A 15,130-nucleotide genomic window follows, 5' to 3' on the forward strand; every position below is an offset into this window, starting at 1 on the left:
GAAAAGTGTTGTAACCTCCAGCTGGGTGTCAGGCCCTTTGGCACAGTGAATATAAGCCTCCGCAACTGAACTGGTCCACCGCTATGTTTAGAATACGGAGGACCAAGAACGGCAAACCAGCGGTAGAAGCCCGAAGAGATTACCTTGAAGTTGCAGCAGGTTGAGGTGTTGATGGCGCAAGGTAGGACCCGCCTGGATGCGACCAGACAGATCGGCGTCGTTGAACAGACTTGCCTCAACCACGTACCGGAGAGGGATTCGATCAGTGTTGCTGCCCGATCATCGTTACTTGCTGCCATTGGTGTGTTCATAATGAAAAAGAAAGTCGGGAAAACCACTGAAACCCGCCTCGCTCCTTTTCATCAGATCACACAGTTTTCTAACCACACGGTTCAAACGCGATCGCCTGTTTCTCTTGTTCTTCCAGTTCCAGCACACACTGACGAAACTGTCTTTTTGCCACCGTCGTGTTCTGGCTGGACACCATATTGACCGCGCGCGATGCCTTTGCGAATTCGGCTGCCGATCCTGACCAACCAGCCGCTCTGGCGCCAGCTTTCAACGGTGACCATTGAACGAAGTACCACTCACCATCGAACAACGCTGATGCCTGATGGAACGGCCGCAATCGTGACCAAGTCGCTGGCCTGACCGTCAAGCGCATTCATATCGGCGCTGGCCTCGGCTAGCGCACGCAATGCCTCATCCTCTGAAGCAAAGGCTGCCACATGGGCTGGTGTGCGGCCTCGCGAGTCCCTCGCGTTGACATTTGCCCCCGCCGCTGCGAGCTGCCGGATCATTTCTTCATTGCCGGTATGAGCAGCTTCGAAAAGACCGTCGCAATTCACGACCTCACCAACCGAAGGCGGCGTTTGCGCCGCGCCCGCGTTGGCGGCGAGTCCTGTCAAGAACGCGAACAAAATAGGACGAAACATGGCCAACCCCTTTACTCAAATACTGGTGAAAGCCTCCGGGCTCGCAGACCTCTTATCAAGAAACAACTGCAACATGCACCAACGACTGCCCAGGGCAGCATAGGCAAAGCCATTGAACGTCGGGAACGAGCCAATCGCGAAAGTGAGTACGAAAGCCCCCCGTCCGCTTCAACCCAAGTTCACCGGACAAGACCATCGAGGTTTTGCTAGGCTTAATTTTCTGGCCCGGGATGACGCCAGATTTGCATCGCGCCCAGTACAGGATGTTGAAAAGGTGCTTCGAACTCAGCGCCCAAGCGTCGAGCCAAAGCAAATGACCGGCGATTGTCTTCCAGGATCAAGCTGATTGCTGTCGTCCAGCCGAGAGCTGAATATGCAAACTCACGAGCTGCAAGCGAGGCTTCGAAAGCGATGCCCTTACCCTCACCGCCTTCGAACACAGACCAAGCGATTTCAGGCTCGGGCCAACCCTCGGGAAACCACAACCCTACAACCCCGAGAGGCTCATCCGAGACACGGTCGGCCACGATCCAACGACCAAATCCGCGCAAAACCCAATGGCCAAACAGTTCACCGAATTGCCCATAGGCCTCTGAGCGCGTGAATGGACCGCCAACCGTGGACGCCCGTTCCGACATTCGGAACGCGACAAATGGCTCAAAATCAGACGCCAACGGTGCGCGAAGGCGTAGGCGCCGTGTTTCTAGCATTGGGATATCTACGAGGCGCGGTGTCATGTCTTCTCAAATGCTGAATGCACTTTAGCCTCAATCGGAACGTCACGCTATGACTGCGAAGGACTCGAAGTGGAAATTCGCTCAGTCGCAGCGAATGTCCACTTTGCGGACAAACTTGCCGCTCGCAGTAGCTTTTTTTAAGGTGCAAACAAAGTCAGAACCATTCGAACATTCGAGGCTGAAAATTGTTAGATTTTGCAACGTAAAGATCTTTTCAGCAACGAAGATGAGAGAAGGGCAGCTTCAAGTTTTTTGCGCAACAATGTAACGACTTTGCAGCATCGAGGCTTGATTGGAAGTATAAAGGATTTCGAAGCCTGCGCGCTCAATTTTCCTCTCAAGTACCGATCCAGAAACGAAATTCACAAATGGGGCTTTCCCGAGTATCTGCATGATCGGGATCGCAATCCGACTGATCATCGTATACTTGAAACCACCATTCTCAGGCGCGCAGACGGTCTTGGATATGAAAAGCCCACCGGATTTTGTCAGCGTGGAAATGTGCTCGAGCGCTTGGTCCAGATCGGGCAGGAGATGAAGCAGGTTATGCGCCAAGACCGCATCGTATGAACCTTCATCAAGACTGTGCTCAAGAACTTCGGCCACCTTGAAAGTGACATTCTCAAATCCTTCCTTAGCGCACTTCTCATCGGCAATCTCGATCATGCCCGGAGCGAGATCCGAGGCAGTGATATGGGTCACATGCGGTGCCAGCAACAGCGCGGTTGAACCCGTACCGCACCCGATTTCCAGTACGCTGTCCTCCGCTTTCAGGTACGACTTCGTACGTTCGAGTGTGTTCAGATACCCTTCCACGTTCCGGATTGGGTCCGCCGCATACTTTCGCGAGATTTTGCTCCAGAACGCGGCATCCTTGGACAAAGCAGCCATTTCATTACTCTCTTTCAAGGTTGTTGCCGCATTCCATACATCCAAACACTCATTTATGGAATTGCCACATGCCGCAGAAGCGTTATGCATAAATGCATGAACTGGAAAGCCATCAATTTCGACTGGAATCAGGTACGATCCTTTCTTGCGACAGCTGAAGAAGGCTCGTTTTCCGCAGCGGCGCGCGTTCTTGAGCAAACTCAGCCTACTGTCGGCCGTCAGGTTGCTGCGCTCGAATTGGCACTCGGGATCAACCTGTTTGAAAGAGTTGGCAAATCGCTCAGTCTGACGACCGCTGGCACCGAGCTTTTGTTGCATGTCAGAGAAATGGCGGATGTCGCGAGCAGGATTTCTCTTACCGCGACAAGCCAGTCGCAAACTGTCGAAGGGCAAGTCAGGATCACCGCGTCCGATGTGATGTCTGCCTATCAACTGCCGCCTATACTGAAAAAGATCAGGCTTGCGGCACCGCGACTTGAGATCGACGTCGTTGCAGCCAATGACTTACGCGACATACAGCGACGTGAGGCTGATATCGCCATCCGACATGTGCGCCCGACGCAGCCAGATCTGACCGCAAAGCTTGTCGCCGAGGCGAAGGCACATTTTTACGCAGCACCTTCGTACCTTGATCAGGTGGGACGGCCAAAAAATGAAAACGAACTCGCTAAGTTGGACTTTGTCGGATTTGGCGACATTGACACGATGATCGGTTTTCTCGATCCGGCGGGCATTAAGGTCACCCGAAAAAGCTTCCGGATTGGCTCACAAAGCGGGATTGTATCCTGGGAGCTGGTGCGCCAAGGTTTTGGCATCAGCGTAATGTCAGATGACGTGGCTGCCTTAACACCCGGCGTGGAGCGCGTGCTCCCTGATCGTGAGCCGTTTAAGTTCCCGATTTGGCTGGCCACGCACTCGGAGTTGCATACCGCAAGAAGGATCAGGTTGGTGTTTGATCAACTGGCTGACCAACTGAGCACGGGGACTATCAGGTAATCCGGGAGTTCACCCTATGTCACATGCTATTCCAACGCTTCACTTGCTTTGTGGTAAAGTCGCCTCAGGAAAATCAAGTCTGGCTGCGAAACTTGCGAGTAGCGATGGGACGGTGCTCATTTCAGAAGATGAATGGCTCAGCGCCCTGTTCGGCGACCAAATGAACTCCCTGCAGGATTATGTAAATTGTGCATTGAAACTGCGAATGGTCATGGGACGGCACGTGACTTCATTACTGACGGCTGGGGTTTCAGTCGTTCTCGACTTTCCGGCGAACACAATTGAAAACAGGGATTGGATGCGTTGCATTCTGGAAAACACAGCCGCGAAGCATCGCCTTCATTTCTTAGACTTGCCAGATGAGGTTTGTTTGCGTCGGTTGCAACAGCGCAACAGAGATGGCAAGCATGCCTTTGCAGCAACGGAAGACCATTATCGGCGTATTGCGCGATACTTCGTGCCACCATCACCCGAAGAAGGTTTTAACGTCATAACTCACCATCAGTAGCCGCAACCGTTCAGAATGTCGCGGACGTACTAACGTGTGTTGGCCACCCGCTCTGAATCGGCGAATGGCCAAATGCTCACAGACAGCTTTCAAGGGTCTCAAGTCCGAAGTTTGTGCAACTACAACGAGTGCATGCCTACTTTCTTTTGCCGCCCTTTGCTTGCAACCCAGAAACACATCAGGCCAAGCATCACCTCTATCCCAAGGGCAGAAAGGATGCTGTCCGATGGTCGTCCGTCAAGGGCAAGGCTGACCAATCGCCCTGCGGCAAAGGCGAAGAACACAGTGGCTCCAAGCCAAGCTGCTGTCTGGGCCATCTTTTGGTATAGCGCTCCCGACAGGATGATAAGGCCAAGTGCAACCAGATTGGCCGCAGGTGCGCGCAATTCACTCATCAGGTTCGGCTGCGGCGAAATAACAATGCCGTAGCTGGAGTAAAAACCCAGTGGGGCCAGCGTGATGATCAGCCCCAAGGTGGCTGCGATCAAACCCGCCACCCCCAGGACAAGCCTGCGTTTTACGTCAAACGTCATGATTGTGTTCCTTTGCTGTCAGACCAACTCATGCAGCCTGTGTCCAAGCGCCAGACTTTGCGGCTTCATTTGCAAAATCGGAAAAGTCGCGCGGCGCCCTCCCCAAGGCGCGTTGAACACCGTCTGCAACATTCGAATTGCGGCCATCAAGCGTTTCTCTTGCAATGTTGGTAATGACGTTGGCAATCATCTCACCGCTTGCATTCATGATTTCCGCGTGGAATTCATCAAACGAAATCGGAACGTATTGCACAGTTGTGCCCATTGCCCGCGAAAGCTCGGCTGCCATTTCGGCGAAAGTCATAAGACGCGGCCCTGTAACTTCGTAAAGCTCGCCAGTGTGTCCTTCCTCGGTCAAGGCGGCGACAGCGACGTCGGCAATGTCGTCCACGTCGATAATCGGTTCACGCACGTCACCAGCGGGCATGGGCAACACACCAGCCATTACCGGCTCCAGCAATGCACCTTCAGAGTAGTTTTGCGCAAACCACGCAGCGCGGACAATCGTAAACGGCACACCGGAGTTTCGAACAACCTCTTCAGCACGCTCGGCATGGAATTCTCCGCGCCCTGTCAACAGCACGAGCTGCTGCAGTCCCTTTTCCCTGGCCAATGCCGCGAAGGTCGCGACTTGCTCGACCGCGCCCGGAAATGCGATGTCAGGAAAATAGGAAATGTAGGCAGCCGAAACACCGTCCAGGATTGCAGGCCAAGTCTGCGGCTGTTCCCAATCAAATGGGGTTTGGCTATTCCGCGATCCACGCCGAACTGCATGGCCCATGTCTTCCAGGCGCTTCACGATACGTGATCCGGTCTTACCTGTTGCGCCAAGCACGAGAATGGATTTCTGTGTCATCGGTCATCTCCGTTAGTCTGTCAATGACCCGAATTTAGGGAAGAATATAGGATGATGTATTCTCCATCATCCTATTCTATTATCCATTCGTCCAAACAATGTAGACAATTGAGGAAGCTTCTAACAGGCTGGTGTAATGAACCAGAATACCCCTCACATTCCCGACCCCGATGCACTGGCGCAGCCGATTGGCGATCCGCTTGGGGAAATTCTTCATCTTTTGAAGCTGACAGGCACATTCTACTGCCAGTCGCGCATGTCTGCGCCCTGGGGTGTTTCTATACCGGGCATTCCCGAAGTACTGAGCTTTGCCGTCATCACACACGGGCGTTGCTTTTTGAGGGTCGGAGAAGATGTGCCGTTTGAAGTCGAAAAAGGCGACTTGGTTCTGATGACAAATGGTGCACCGGTTGGTTTCTTCAGCTCGGAAGACACTCCACTTTTGACACTCGAAGAACTGCCCATACGTAAGGTAACCCAGCTCTATGAAACGCTGGAATACGGCGGCGGCGGAGTCGAAACCGGCATCATGTATGGCCTTGTCAGGATAGATCATGCAGCCAGTGGAATGTTGATGTCCCTGCTTCCCGACGTACTCAAAATCGATCCTTGGGAAGAGGACGCAGGGAGCTGGTTACAAGCAACTTTGCAGTTCATTGCAAGAGAGGCGCGTGAATTGCGACCGGGCGGCGAAACAGTGATTACCCGCTTGGCCGATGTGGTTGTCATCGAGGCCATTCGCCGATGGCTGAACAGCGCACCCGACGCTAATCGCGGTTGGTTAAAAGCGGCCCGAGACCAACAGATTGGCCGCGCCATTGTAGCCATACATCGCGCACCCGCAGCAAACTGGACAGTCGAATCCCTTGCGCAGGTTGCGGGTATGTCCAGGTCGGCATTCGCTGCACGTTTTACTGAGCTCGTCGGTGTTCCGGCAATCCAATATCTTGCGACCTGGAGGATGCATCTGGCTCGGGAACGATTGATTTCCACCGATCAACCAATCTCGCAGATCGTAGCTGACGTAGGGTATCTATCTGAACCTTCCTTTAGAAAAGCGTTCAAACGGGTATTTAACGTGTCTCCAGGGAAAATCCGCAGGCAGCAATATCAGGCGCAAGGCACTCATTAGACGAAAATAGACACGTGTTGCAGTAAGCTTGGCAGCTTTGGGTCCAGAAGGTCAGCTTCGGGGTTCGATGCGGACGTTCGACGAAATTTAGCGAATGTTCATTATTCGGACTGTGCCGACATTCCGTTTTCGGAACCTTGCTGGCGTAGTATTTTCCCGCATCTGCGGCGGCTTCTATTAAGCGCCGCAGCGACTTTCACGAGACCGGACATTCAAAAGTACGCAGATCGTCAGATCCCAAACCGATCTTTCGCTGCACCCGGATTCGACAATCGAGACGCGACACGAAGTTGTCTTTCGCACGGAAGGCTTTTGCTCTAGCAGAAATGACTTGTGCGTACGGCGAGCAGCTTGTCGCGGTGCAGAGATAATCCTGATCGCAGCCGCTCAGAAGCACCGATTTGGCGGGCATAAGCCATTGGCTCGCAATAGTCAGATCGAACCGTCGCAACGTTGAACTTTCCAGAACAACACTTGGGATGTCTGCTACAGATAGAGCGCGCCGGGGCCGGGCAGGATAAAGCGGTCAAGAGGCAACATTGGCACTCGCCGAAAGATACTGACATCGCCGTTGGGCAGTTTGAGGAATGACGGTTTCGGATGTTCCTGGTGAACGCAGGATTGGGCAGTGGCTACAGTTGACCACAGGAGGTATTGCTTGCGCGGAAGGGCTTTGTTGTGACGCGACCCAATCCATCGATGCTGTCATTCGGCATGTGTTGAATGCGATTTCGTTCGGATAGACTAGTCAAGACGAGATCAACCGAAAAAGCTGCAATGACTAGAATCAATATCGATCAACTCAAGACATTTCTTGCTGTCGTGCGTCACGGTGGGGTGCGAAGGGCGGCGTCGGCACTTAATTTAACACAGCCTGCCGCAACCGCCCGGATCAAGAATCTTGAAGACGCGCTTGCTTGTGAATTGTTTGAAAGGCGCTCGGGGGGGATGCGGCTGACCAAGCGCGGAGAGCTACTTCTGGCTCATGCGGAAAAATTCGAACATCTGACGGAGCTTGTCGAGAGAGATGTGGTCGACCCCAAGGGGGTTGATGGACGTCTACGCCTTGGCACATCCGAGACTATCGCGCAGTGCTGGTTACCGAATCTGGTGGCGCGGCTGCACGCGTTTTACCCCCGCCTTGAAATCGAATTTAACGTGGATATTTCCTCAAACCTGCGTGATGGCCTGATGAACCGCGAAATCGACCTTGCGATTCTTTTGGGACCCGTTTCGGAGCATAAGGTTAATAATATCGAACTGCCCTGCTTTGATCTGGCCTGGTACGCGGCAGGGTCGCGGCGCGACGGGATAGACGCCCTGAATCTGAAGCGTCCGGTTTTGACCTATGCACGCAACACGCGTCCCTATCGCGAATTGAAAGAGATGCTTTTTGAACGTGTCGGACCCGAAGTATCGCTGTTCCCTTCCTCTTCTCTCTCTGCCTGCTTCCGGCTGGTGGAAGCCGATCTCGGCGTCGCTGTTCTTCCGCGGGTGTTGGGACTTGAATACGTCGCCGCCGGGCGCATCACCGAGTTCGACCCGGGCTGGGTGCCTTCTCCGCTCCAGTTTACCGCTTCCTATCTCGGAGAACCGAAGAGCCATCTTATTGAAACCGCCGCAATGATGGCGCTGGACGTCGCGACCGGTTACAGTGGTGATAAAAATATCTGATCGATAATGAGAAAATTATTCGATTTGATTTTATAGCTTGAACTTGTGACCTTGTCGGCGACGGAGGGGCACCTGTGAGCAAAACCTACGAATTGTTGAAATCTCGAACGCTGACAGAACAGCGTGGCGCAATACGTTCCGGGCAATATTGCTCGCATACCGCCGGACTGGGACAGGGTCATCTGCAAGCAAATCTGGCCATTATGCCAGAGGCCTATGCACTCGATTTCATGCGGTACTGCCAGCGCAACCCGAAGCCCTGCCCTTTGACCGGCGTGTCCGACACTGGCAACCCAATGATGTCCACCATGGGCCGGGACATTGATATCAGGACGGATGTGCCCGCCTACAATATCTATCGTGACGGCATTCTTGCCGGTTCGGCAAAAGATATCCGCGATATTTGGCAAGATGATCTGGTAGCCTTTGCGCTGGGCTGTTCATTCACCTTCGAACATTCGCTGATACGCGCCGGGGTGCCCGTCTGGCACATCAAAAACAATACGACCGTGCCCATGTTCCGCTCGAACATTGATACGGTGCCTGCCGGACCATTTTCCGGAAAGATGGTCGTTTCCATGCGCGCAATACCCGAGTCGCGGGTGCGGGAGGTTGTGGAAATCTCGCGCCGCTTCCCGCTCGCCCATGGAGCGCCGGTTTACTGGGGTGATCCTGATGGAATTGGCGTCACCGACGTCTCGCGTCCTGAATGGGGCGACCCCGCACCGATTGGCCCTGGCGAAGTACCGGTGTTCTGGGCCTGCGGAGTGACTCCGCAGGTGGCACTCGAAGCGGCCCGCATGCCACTTTGTATCACGCACAAACCAGGGCACATGCTGATCACTGATGTTGCCGAAGACGCAGAGATCCCGGTCCTGACGTTTACCTGACAGACAACAACGAACCCGACCAACAAGGAGACCAATATGAAACGTATTACCACCATTCTTGCCGCCACTACGGCACTGGCGTCGCCAGTCTTCGCCGAAGACCTGTCCGTCGTCGGCAGCTGGTCCGGTCTGCCCCTGCACAAGCAGTATGAAGCACCGTTCTGGGGTGAAACACTGCCCGCCGCTTCGGGGGGAGCGATCAATGTCAACCTGACCACGCACAATCAGATGAACTTGGGTGTAGGCGACGTGTTCCGCCTGCTGGGTGATGGCGTTTATGACGTGGCGATGACCGTGGCCGATTACGCCGTGGCTGACGCCCCCGAGCTTGAGGGCCTCGACGTGCCTCTTCTCGCCCTGACCGCCGCCGAGGCTCGAGCCATGGTGGACGCCGCCCGTCCAATGGTTGTGGACATTTTCGCGGACCGGTTCAACAGCCACGTTTTGGCCATTGCACCCTATCCACCGCAGGTGGTGTTCTGTAACGCCGAGGTCGGCGAACTGGCTGACCTTAAGGGTCTTAAGGTCCGCGCATCCGGTCGGATGACAGCCAAGTTCCTCGAGGCGCTTGGGGCTGAAGGCGTGAACGTCGGCTTCTCAGAAGTTCCCGGCGCGCTTCAGAAGGGCGTCGTTGATTGCGCTGTAACTGGTGCAGGTTCGGGCTACTCCGCCGGCTGGTGGGAAGTATCCACCCATTTGATGCCAATCCCGCTCGGCGGATGGGACAGTGTCGTAACCGCGATGAACATGGACAAGTGGAACAGCCTTGATGCCGGCACGCAGGCGCTGATCACCGAGCAGGTCGCGGCCGAATTCGAAGGCCCGGCATGGGATACCGCGCAAAATGCACTGGTGAATGACATCGCCTGTCTGACTGGTAATGGCGAGTGCCCGGCCGGTGACGCGCGCGGCATGACGCTGGTCGAGGTCTCGGACGCTGACTTTGCCAAGGCGCGCGAAGTGCTGGTCGGCGAGGTTCTGCCCGACTGGGCGGAACGCGCGGGCGGCGATTGGGCCGATCGCTGGAATGCCAGCGTAGGTGCCACGGTTGGCGTGACGATCGCCAAGTAAAACGTTCTGGATGGGCCTGCAGAGCGCCCATCCTTTTTTGCCGACACGCCGGATTAGTGGTTGCGAGAGTTCGACCGATAATCCTTCTCGTCCTAAGATTGACCCAGCAAAGGGGCCACATGGAACTGATCGCTCTTGAAAAACTGCGCAACCTGAACAGGCAGATTGCCATCCTAACCGGGATCGTCCTTTTGGCCTGCGCTGGTATCGTTATTCTAGATGTTATCCTGCGCCGGTTCGGTTCGTCCTTTGGCGGCACCGATGAAATTTCCGGCTATGTGATGGCGATTACTACGTCCTGGGGCATGGCGTTCACGCTTCTTGAACTTGGTCATGTACGCATCGACATCCTGCGGTCACGCACCGGTAAAATGGGCCGCTCGATATTTGATCTCTTTGCCATGACCATGATGGCCGGAACGGTGACATTGATCGCGGTCAAGTGCTGGCCCGTCCTTTCACGCTCGCTGGCCAATTCCTCTCGTGCAAACACGCCTTTGGAAACCCCGCTCGCTTGGGTGCAGACCCCTTGGTTCGCTGGCTGGATCTGGTTTGCCGTCGTCTCGTGGTTCACGCTGATCGCGGCAGTTTTGTTGGTGGTTAAGGGGCGGTTCGAAGACTCCGAGGCCGCCATTGGCTGCTTTGGTGAGGAACAGGAGGCGTTGAAATGATCGGCTATCTGTCCATCGGACTCCTGGGACTTCTGACCCTGTCGATTCCAGTTGGCATCGTGCTTTTCCTCTTGGGTTTCGGCGTCGATGCTTTCTTCAGCCCCTTTCCCTTGATTCGGGGGCTCGGCAATCAGGTCTGGTCGACCTCGAACAACGCCACGCTCATCGCCATTCCCTTCTTTGTGCTGCTGGGCGAGATTCTGGTACGTTCCGGCATCGCAACACGCACATATGCCGCCCTCGACCGCTGGGTCTCCTGGCTGCCAGGCGGGCTGGTGCACGCCAATGTTGCCACCGCGACGATGTTCTCGGCGACCTCCGGCTCGTCCGTTGCTACCGCTGCGACCGTCGCCACCGTGGCGATGCCCCAAGCAGAAAAGCTGGGTTATGACCCAAAACTTTTCTCTGGTGCGATCGCGGCGGGGGGAACTTTGGGGATCATGATCCCGCCGTCCATCAACCTGATCGTGTATGGCTTTCTGACGCAAACATCTATTCCGCGTCTGTTTCTGGCCGGGCTTATTCCGGGCATCGCGCTCGCCCTCGGATTTATGGCCATCACCATGTTGATCTGCATGATACGCCCGAACCTTGGCGGCACACGGCGCGTGTTTCCCTTTCCCGAAATGCTCAGGGCGCTTTTGCAGCTTATCCCGATCATCTTGCTCTTCACCATCATCATCGGCACAATCTACAAGGGTTGGGCAACACCGACCGAAGCGGCTGCCGTGGGTGTGGCCGGTGCCGTTCTGATCGCTGCGTTTTTTGGCGGCATCAGTGTGAAAATGTTCACCGATAGCATCCTGGGCACGGTGAAGATTACCTCGATGATCATGTTGGTGGTCATCGCGGCATCCTTCCTTAACTTCACACTGGCCTCGGCCGGACTAGGGCGCGAATTGGAGGTCTTCCTGAACGGGCTGGGCCTCTCGCCCTTTGGCACGATACTCGTTGTCGTGCTGATCTATATCGTCCTTGGTTTCTTTATCGAGACGCTCTCTCTCATGGTCGTCACTATTCCGATCATCGTACCCCTCGTCGTCGCGCAGGGCTATGACCCGATATGGTTTGGCATACTTATGATCGTGCTGATCGAAATGGCGCTGATCACGCCGCCTGTGGGTCTGAACCTCTACGTTGTTCAGGGCGCGCGGAAATCGGGTACGATGAGCGAAGTGATGCTGGGCAGCATTCCCTACGTGGTAGCGATGCTGATCATGGCGGCACTGCTGATCGCCTTCCCGGGGATCGCGCTTTACCTGCCATCGGTTCTCGGAGCCTGATCCGTGATGCAGTTTTCTGTGAACGAAACAGAGATCCCTGCCCGGATTGATCAACTGATTGTCGCAGGTTGGACGGGGCGCAACCTGGATGCAGTGCAGCACCACATCGACGAGTTGGCAGCCCTTGGCGTTGCGCCGCCTCGTCAGGTACCGCTGTTCTATCAGGTCTCGACCTCGCTTCTGGCGCAGTCGCCCGAGATTGAGGTGCTGGGGGCAGCTACATCGGGAGAAGTTGAACCTTTGCTTGTCAAGCTGGAGGGCCAATTGTTTCTGGGGCTGGCGTCGGACCATACGGATCGCGACCTTGAAACTGTGTCTGTCGCGGCCTCGAAACAGGCATGCCCGAAGCCCGTCTCGGATCGGCTTTGGCGTTTCGAAGAGGTCGCACCCCATCTCGACCAACTGGTCCTTCGTTGCGAGATTGATGAGGGCGAACAGTGGGTAATCTATCAGGAAGGAACGCTGGAAGGCATCCGACCACTGACCGACTTAGCTGAGAGCGCAGGCCTCGCCGATGGTCAGGCCATGTTATGCGGCACCCTCGCCGCCATTGGCGGCGTGCGGCCCGCGCCCGCCTACAGAATGAGCCTGACCGACCCGGTTCTGGGGCGCTCGCTAAGCCTTTCATATCGTGTCAAAACGCTGCCCGTCATTGCATGAAGAAATCCTGCCTGATGCCCAGATCACAAAATTCGAATTGGCCACAGATACGAACCGCCGGATATGACGGCTTTGTCGTCAGTTTTGGAGACGGGCTTGGCGAGACGGCCAACCGCGCGGCCTTGGCCTTTCGGGATGCCGTCATGGCCGCGGATTGGGCGGGGGTGGAAGAGAGCTCGACGTCGCTGGTCTCAACATATCTGCGCTTTGATCCGCTGACGAACGACCACGCTGCGATGCGCTTAGCGCTGGAAGGGCTGGTGCAGGATCGCGACTGGTATGCAGCCCCTCTTCCCTCTGGACGCAGGCTTTGGCGCGTGCCCACTGTTTTCGGCGGCGAAGCCGCTCCTCAACTTGCCGATGCGGCGAAACTGGCGGGGCTGAACGAGGCCGACGCCATCGCTTCGATTGCCGCCACGCCTGTGCGCGTTCAAACCATCGGTTTTGCGCCGGGTATGCCTTATCTGGGCGAATTGGCACCGGTCTGGGACATCCCCCGGCAATCCGAACTGACTGATCAGGTTCCTGCGGGCGGGCTCTGTGTTGCTATACGCCAACTGGTCTTGTTTCCGGTTAGCACGCCGACCGGTTGGCGCCACATTGGCCAGACTGCGTTGCAACTGTTCCGGCCCAAATCTCCGGAACCATTCCTCTTACGCCCGGGGGACGAGGTGCTGTTTCAACCCGCCGATCCCGACACGCTTGCGAAACTGCAAGGCGATGAAAACGGCGGTGCCACATGCGAGGTCATCACATGAGTCGCGCGCTGATCGTTCACCGCGCCGGACCCGGCTTGACTGTGCAGGATCTTGGAAGACCGGGTTACCTAGCCTTTGGACTGTCGCGTGGCGGTGCGGCCGACCGGCTCGCGTTGGCCGAAGGGGCTGCTCTGCTCGGGCAATCGCAAGACCACGCACTGCTCGAAATGGCGGGGGTCGGCGGTCAGTTCGAAGCGACCGAAGATATGCGTTTTGCACTGACCGGAGCACCGATGAGGGCCAGCATCGACGGTACCCGCATCGCTTGGAATGCAAGCCATCTGTTGCCTAAAGGCGCCCGCTTGGAAATCGGCGCCACCGACACCGGAAATTACGGTTATCTGCACTTGGGCGGTGGCCTGGCAACAGCGCCGGTTCTGACGGCTCAAGGCGCCCATCTGGCTGCGGGCATCGGTTTGGTGATCCAGTCCGGCGACAGGTTTGCCGTTGGACCAGATGGGCGAGGCGAGACGGGGTTGAAACTCGATACCGAAGACCGGTTCGGAGGCGGCACAGTTCGGATAGTTCCCAGTCTCCAGACCGGTTTCTTCACGTCTGAAGAACTCACGCGCTTTGAGGCGACGACATTTCGAAGGGACGCGCGTGGCAACCGTATGGGCGTGCGCCTTGTTCAGGATGACGAGGGCTTTCACAGCGAAGCGGGGCTGAGCGTCCTTTCCGAAGTCATCGTGCCGGGCGACATACAAATCACCGGCGATGGCTCTCCATTCGTGCTGCTTAACGAATGCCAGACGACCGGCGGATATCCCCGGATCGGTTCGGTCCTGCCTGTCGATCTACCCCGGGTCGCTCAGGCCGGTCCCGGCGAAACATTGCGGTTTTCTTTCGTATCGCTGGAAGAGGCAGTTTCGATTCAAGCGCACGCACGAGAGTTTCAGAATTCCTTGCGAAACAGGCTCGCTCATTTGGTTCGCGATCCGGCAACGATCGCGGATTTGCTGTCGTATCAGCTGATCAGCGGAGTGACCGCAGGAGACGATTTGGAGAGGAGCGACTTATGAGCGGATCGGTCGATCTCAACGCTGACATGGGCGAAAGCTTTTGCCCATGGCGCATGGGCTACGATGTCGCGCTATTGCACACCGTACCCTCGGCTAATATTGCCTGTGGATTTCATGCAGGCGACCCGGACGTGATAGCGTGAACAATGAAAGCTGCACATGAGCGTGGCGTCGGCATCGGAGACCATCCCGGCTTTGCCGATCGGCAGGGTTTTGGCCACCAGCGTGTGTCACTCCCCTCCTAAAGCTTGAGCAATCTAATTCGCCATCAGGTCGAGGCGGCAACGGGAATGGCGCGCGGGTTCGGAACGCAAATCCGGCATCTTAAACTTCACGGTGCACTGGCCACACCGCCGGTCTGAAGCACCTTGATCTGCGTCGCGCCCATTCTGAAGTTGTTGCGCACGCGCATTAGCACGTCATCCGCGCCGGCTACGATGGCCGTCATATTCAGAAGATCCAAGTCGTCACGTCACGCGGAGAGGAGTTGTAAGGCATGAAATCCCATGGCCA

17 protein-coding genes and 1 pseudogene are annotated in these 15,130 nt (G+C 56.0%); 12 read left to right on the forward strand and 6 right to left on the reverse strand.

Annotated features, from left to right (window positions below; all coding sequences use genetic code 11):
- Positions 1–587: 587 nt before the first annotated feature.
- The 3 genes from ACR0J2_RS08230 to ACR0J2_RS08240 form a co-directional block, all read right to left on the reverse strand.
- Complete coding sequence (locus ACR0J2_RS08230) at positions 588–935, reverse strand: ankyrin repeat domain-containing protein (protein ID WP_480812256.1); 348 nt, start codon at positions 933–935, stop codon at positions 588–590.
- Between the two features lie 212 nt (positions 936–1,147).
- Complete coding sequence (locus ACR0J2_RS08235) at positions 1,148–1,645, reverse strand: GNAT family N-acetyltransferase (protein ID WP_480812257.1); 498 nt, start codon at positions 1,643–1,645, stop codon at positions 1,148–1,150.
- A gap of 270 nt (positions 1,646–1,915) precedes the next feature.
- A complete protein-coding gene (locus ACR0J2_RS08240) occupies positions 1,916–2,563 on the reverse strand; it encodes a class I SAM-dependent methyltransferase (RefSeq protein WP_170806710.1) in 648 nt (215 codons plus the stop codon).
- A gap of 96 nt (positions 2,564–2,659) precedes the next feature.
- On the opposite strand from ACR0J2_RS08240, the gene ACR0J2_RS08245 reads away from it, so the two are divergent.
- Together ACR0J2_RS08245 and ACR0J2_RS08250 are read left to right on the forward strand one after the other, a co-directional pair.
- The gene (locus ACR0J2_RS08245; protein ID WP_480812258.1) at positions 2,660–3,559 is read left to right on the forward strand and encodes a LysR family transcriptional regulator; all 900 of its coding nucleotides are present in this window, start codon (positions 2,660–2,662) and stop codon (positions 3,557–3,559) included.
- Positions 3,560–3,575: 16 nt separating this feature from the next.
- Positions 3,576–4,067 carry a P-loop nucleotide/nucleoside kinase family protein gene (locus ACR0J2_RS08250; protein ID WP_480812259.1) on the forward strand — a complete coding sequence of 164 codons (492 nt, stop codon included), beginning with the start codon at positions 3,576–3,578 and terminating at the stop codon, positions 4,065–4,067.
- 119 nt (positions 4,068–4,186) lie between these two features.
- Here the strand turns inward: ACR0J2_RS08250 and ACR0J2_RS08255 are convergent, their stop codons facing one another.
- Together ACR0J2_RS08255 and ACR0J2_RS08260 are read right to left on the reverse strand one after the other, a co-directional pair.
- The gene (locus tag ACR0J2_RS08255) at positions 4,187–4,600 is read right to left on the reverse strand and encodes a DUF4345 domain-containing protein (RefSeq protein ID WP_480812260.1); all 414 of its coding nucleotides are present in this window, start codon (positions 4,598–4,600) and stop codon (positions 4,187–4,189) included.
- Between the two features lie 28 nt (positions 4,601–4,628).
- Positions 4,629–5,456, reverse strand: a complete 828-nt coding sequence (locus ACR0J2_RS08260) for an SDR family oxidoreductase (RefSeq protein ID WP_480812261.1) — start codon at positions 5,454–5,456, stop codon at positions 4,629–4,631.
- Positions 5,457–5,592: 136 nt separating this feature from the next.
- Between ACR0J2_RS08260 and ACR0J2_RS08265 the strand changes: the two genes are divergently transcribed.
- The 10 genes and pseudogenes from ACR0J2_RS08265 to ACR0J2_RS08310 all read left to right on the forward strand — a co-directional run.
- Positions 5,593–6,588, forward strand: coding sequence for an AraC family transcriptional regulator (locus ACR0J2_RS08265; RefSeq protein ID WP_480812262.1), 996 nt, complete (start codon positions 5,593–5,595; stop codon positions 6,586–6,588).
- Between the two features lie 777 nt (positions 6,589–7,365).
- Complete coding sequence (locus tag ACR0J2_RS08270) at positions 7,366–8,262, forward strand: LysR family transcriptional regulator (protein ID WP_170806642.1); 897 nt, start codon at positions 7,366–7,368, stop codon at positions 8,260–8,262.
- A gap of 74 nt (positions 8,263–8,336) precedes the next feature.
- Positions 8,337–9,152 carry a putative hydro-lyase gene (locus ACR0J2_RS08275; protein ID WP_170806643.1) on the forward strand — a complete coding sequence of 272 codons (816 nt, stop codon included), beginning with the start codon at positions 8,337–8,339 and terminating at the stop codon, positions 9,150–9,152.
- 36 nt (positions 9,153–9,188) lie between these two features.
- Positions 9,189–10,223: a TRAP transporter substrate-binding protein gene (locus ACR0J2_RS08280; RefSeq protein WP_170806644.1), complete on the forward strand. Its 1,035-nt coding sequence runs from the start codon at positions 9,189–9,191 to the stop codon at positions 10,221–10,223.
- 119 nt (positions 10,224–10,342) lie between these two features.
- Complete coding sequence (locus tag ACR0J2_RS08285; protein ID WP_170806645.1) at positions 10,343–10,894, forward strand: TRAP transporter small permease; 552 nt, start codon at positions 10,343–10,345, stop codon at positions 10,892–10,894.
- Positions 10,891–12,177 carry a TRAP transporter large permease gene (locus tag ACR0J2_RS08290; RefSeq protein ID WP_170806646.1) on the forward strand — a complete coding sequence of 429 codons (1,287 nt, stop codon included), beginning with the start codon at positions 10,891–10,893 and terminating at the stop codon, positions 12,175–12,177. Before ACR0J2_RS08285 ends, ACR0J2_RS08290 begins: the two co-directional genes overlap by 4 nt.
- Positions 12,178–12,183: 6 nt before the next feature.
- Positions 12,184–12,837 (forward strand): DUF2848 domain-containing protein, encoded by a 654-nt coding sequence (locus ACR0J2_RS08295; protein ID WP_480812392.1) that lies wholly within the window; start codon positions 12,184–12,186, stop codon positions 12,835–12,837.
- 14 nt (positions 12,838–12,851) lie between these two features.
- Complete coding sequence (locus ACR0J2_RS08300; RefSeq protein WP_480812263.1) at positions 12,852–13,595, forward strand: 5-oxoprolinase subunit B family protein; 744 nt, start codon at positions 12,852–12,854, stop codon at positions 13,593–13,595.
- Positions 13,592–14,617 (forward strand): 5-oxoprolinase subunit C family protein, encoded by a 1,026-nt coding sequence (locus ACR0J2_RS08305; protein ID WP_480812264.1) that lies wholly within the window; start codon positions 13,592–13,594, stop codon positions 14,615–14,617. The genes ACR0J2_RS08300 and ACR0J2_RS08305 overlap by 4 nt, the downstream gene beginning before the upstream one ends.
- Positions 14,614–14,964 (forward strand): annotated as a pseudogene (locus ACR0J2_RS08310) (LamB/YcsF family protein); the annotation flags it as partial. The gene ACR0J2_RS08305 and the pseudogene ACR0J2_RS08310, both read left to right, overlap by 4 nt.
- Here ACR0J2_RS08310 and ACR0J2_RS08315 read toward each other — a convergent pair.
- Complete coding sequence (locus ACR0J2_RS08315; protein WP_480812265.1) at positions 14,949–15,080, reverse strand: hypothetical protein; 132 nt, start codon at positions 15,078–15,080, stop codon at positions 14,949–14,951. The pseudogene ACR0J2_RS08310 and the gene ACR0J2_RS08315 sit on opposite strands and share 16 nt — an antisense overlap.
- Positions 15,081–15,130: the final 50 nt, after the last annotated feature.

The organism is Ruegeria sp. CG4 (assembly GCF_056537185.1).

Coding starts and splice junctions, on each gene's coding strand:
- ACR0J2_RS08255 (WP_480812260.1), bottom strand. CDS start 4,600: ATGACGTTTGACGTAAAACGCAGGCTTGTCCTGGGGGTGGCGGGTTTG.
- ACR0J2_RS08305 (WP_480812264.1), top strand. CDS start 13,592: ATGAGTCGCGCGCTGATCGTTCACCGCGCCGGACCCGGCTTGACTGTG.
- ACR0J2_RS08280 (WP_170806644.1), top strand. CDS start 9,189: ATGAAACGTATTACCACCATTCTTGCCGCCACTACGGCACTGGCGTCG.
- ACR0J2_RS08290 (WP_170806646.1), top strand. CDS start 10,891: ATGATCGGCTATCTGTCCATCGGACTCCTGGGACTTCTGACCCTGTCG.
- ACR0J2_RS08235 (WP_480812257.1), bottom strand. CDS start 1,645: ATGCTAGAAACACGGCGCCTACGCCTTCGCGCACCGTTGGCGTCTGAT.
- ACR0J2_RS08250 (WP_480812259.1), top strand. CDS start 3,576: ATGTCACATGCTATTCCAACGCTTCACTTGCTTTGTGGTAAAGTCGCC.
- ACR0J2_RS08300 (WP_480812263.1), top strand. CDS start 12,852: ATGCCCAGATCACAAAATTCGAATTGGCCACAGATACGAACCGCCGGA.
- ACR0J2_RS08240 (WP_170806710.1), bottom strand. CDS start 2,563: ATGGCTGCTTTGTCCAAGGATGCCGCGTTCTGGAGCAAAATCTCGCGA.
- ACR0J2_RS08260 (WP_480812261.1), bottom strand. CDS start 5,456: ATGACACAGAAATCCATTCTCGTGCTTGGCGCAACAGGTAAGACCGGA.
- ACR0J2_RS08245 (WP_480812258.1), top strand. CDS start 2,660: ATGAACTGGAAAGCCATCAATTTCGACTGGAATCAGGTACGATCCTTT.
- ACR0J2_RS08230 (WP_480812256.1), bottom strand. CDS start 935: ATGTTTCGTCCTATTTTGTTCGCGTTCTTGACAGGACTCGCCGCCAAC.
- ACR0J2_RS08265 (WP_480812262.1), top strand. CDS start 5,593: ATGAACCAGAATACCCCTCACATTCCCGACCCCGATGCACTGGCGCAG.
- ACR0J2_RS08285 (WP_170806645.1), top strand. CDS start 10,343: ATGGAACTGATCGCTCTTGAAAAACTGCGCAACCTGAACAGGCAGATT.
- ACR0J2_RS08270 (WP_170806642.1), top strand. CDS start 7,366: ATGACTAGAATCAATATCGATCAACTCAAGACATTTCTTGCTGTCGTG.
- ACR0J2_RS08295 (WP_480812392.1), top strand. CDS start 12,184: ATGCAGTTTTCTGTGAACGAAACAGAGATCCCTGCCCGGATTGATCAA.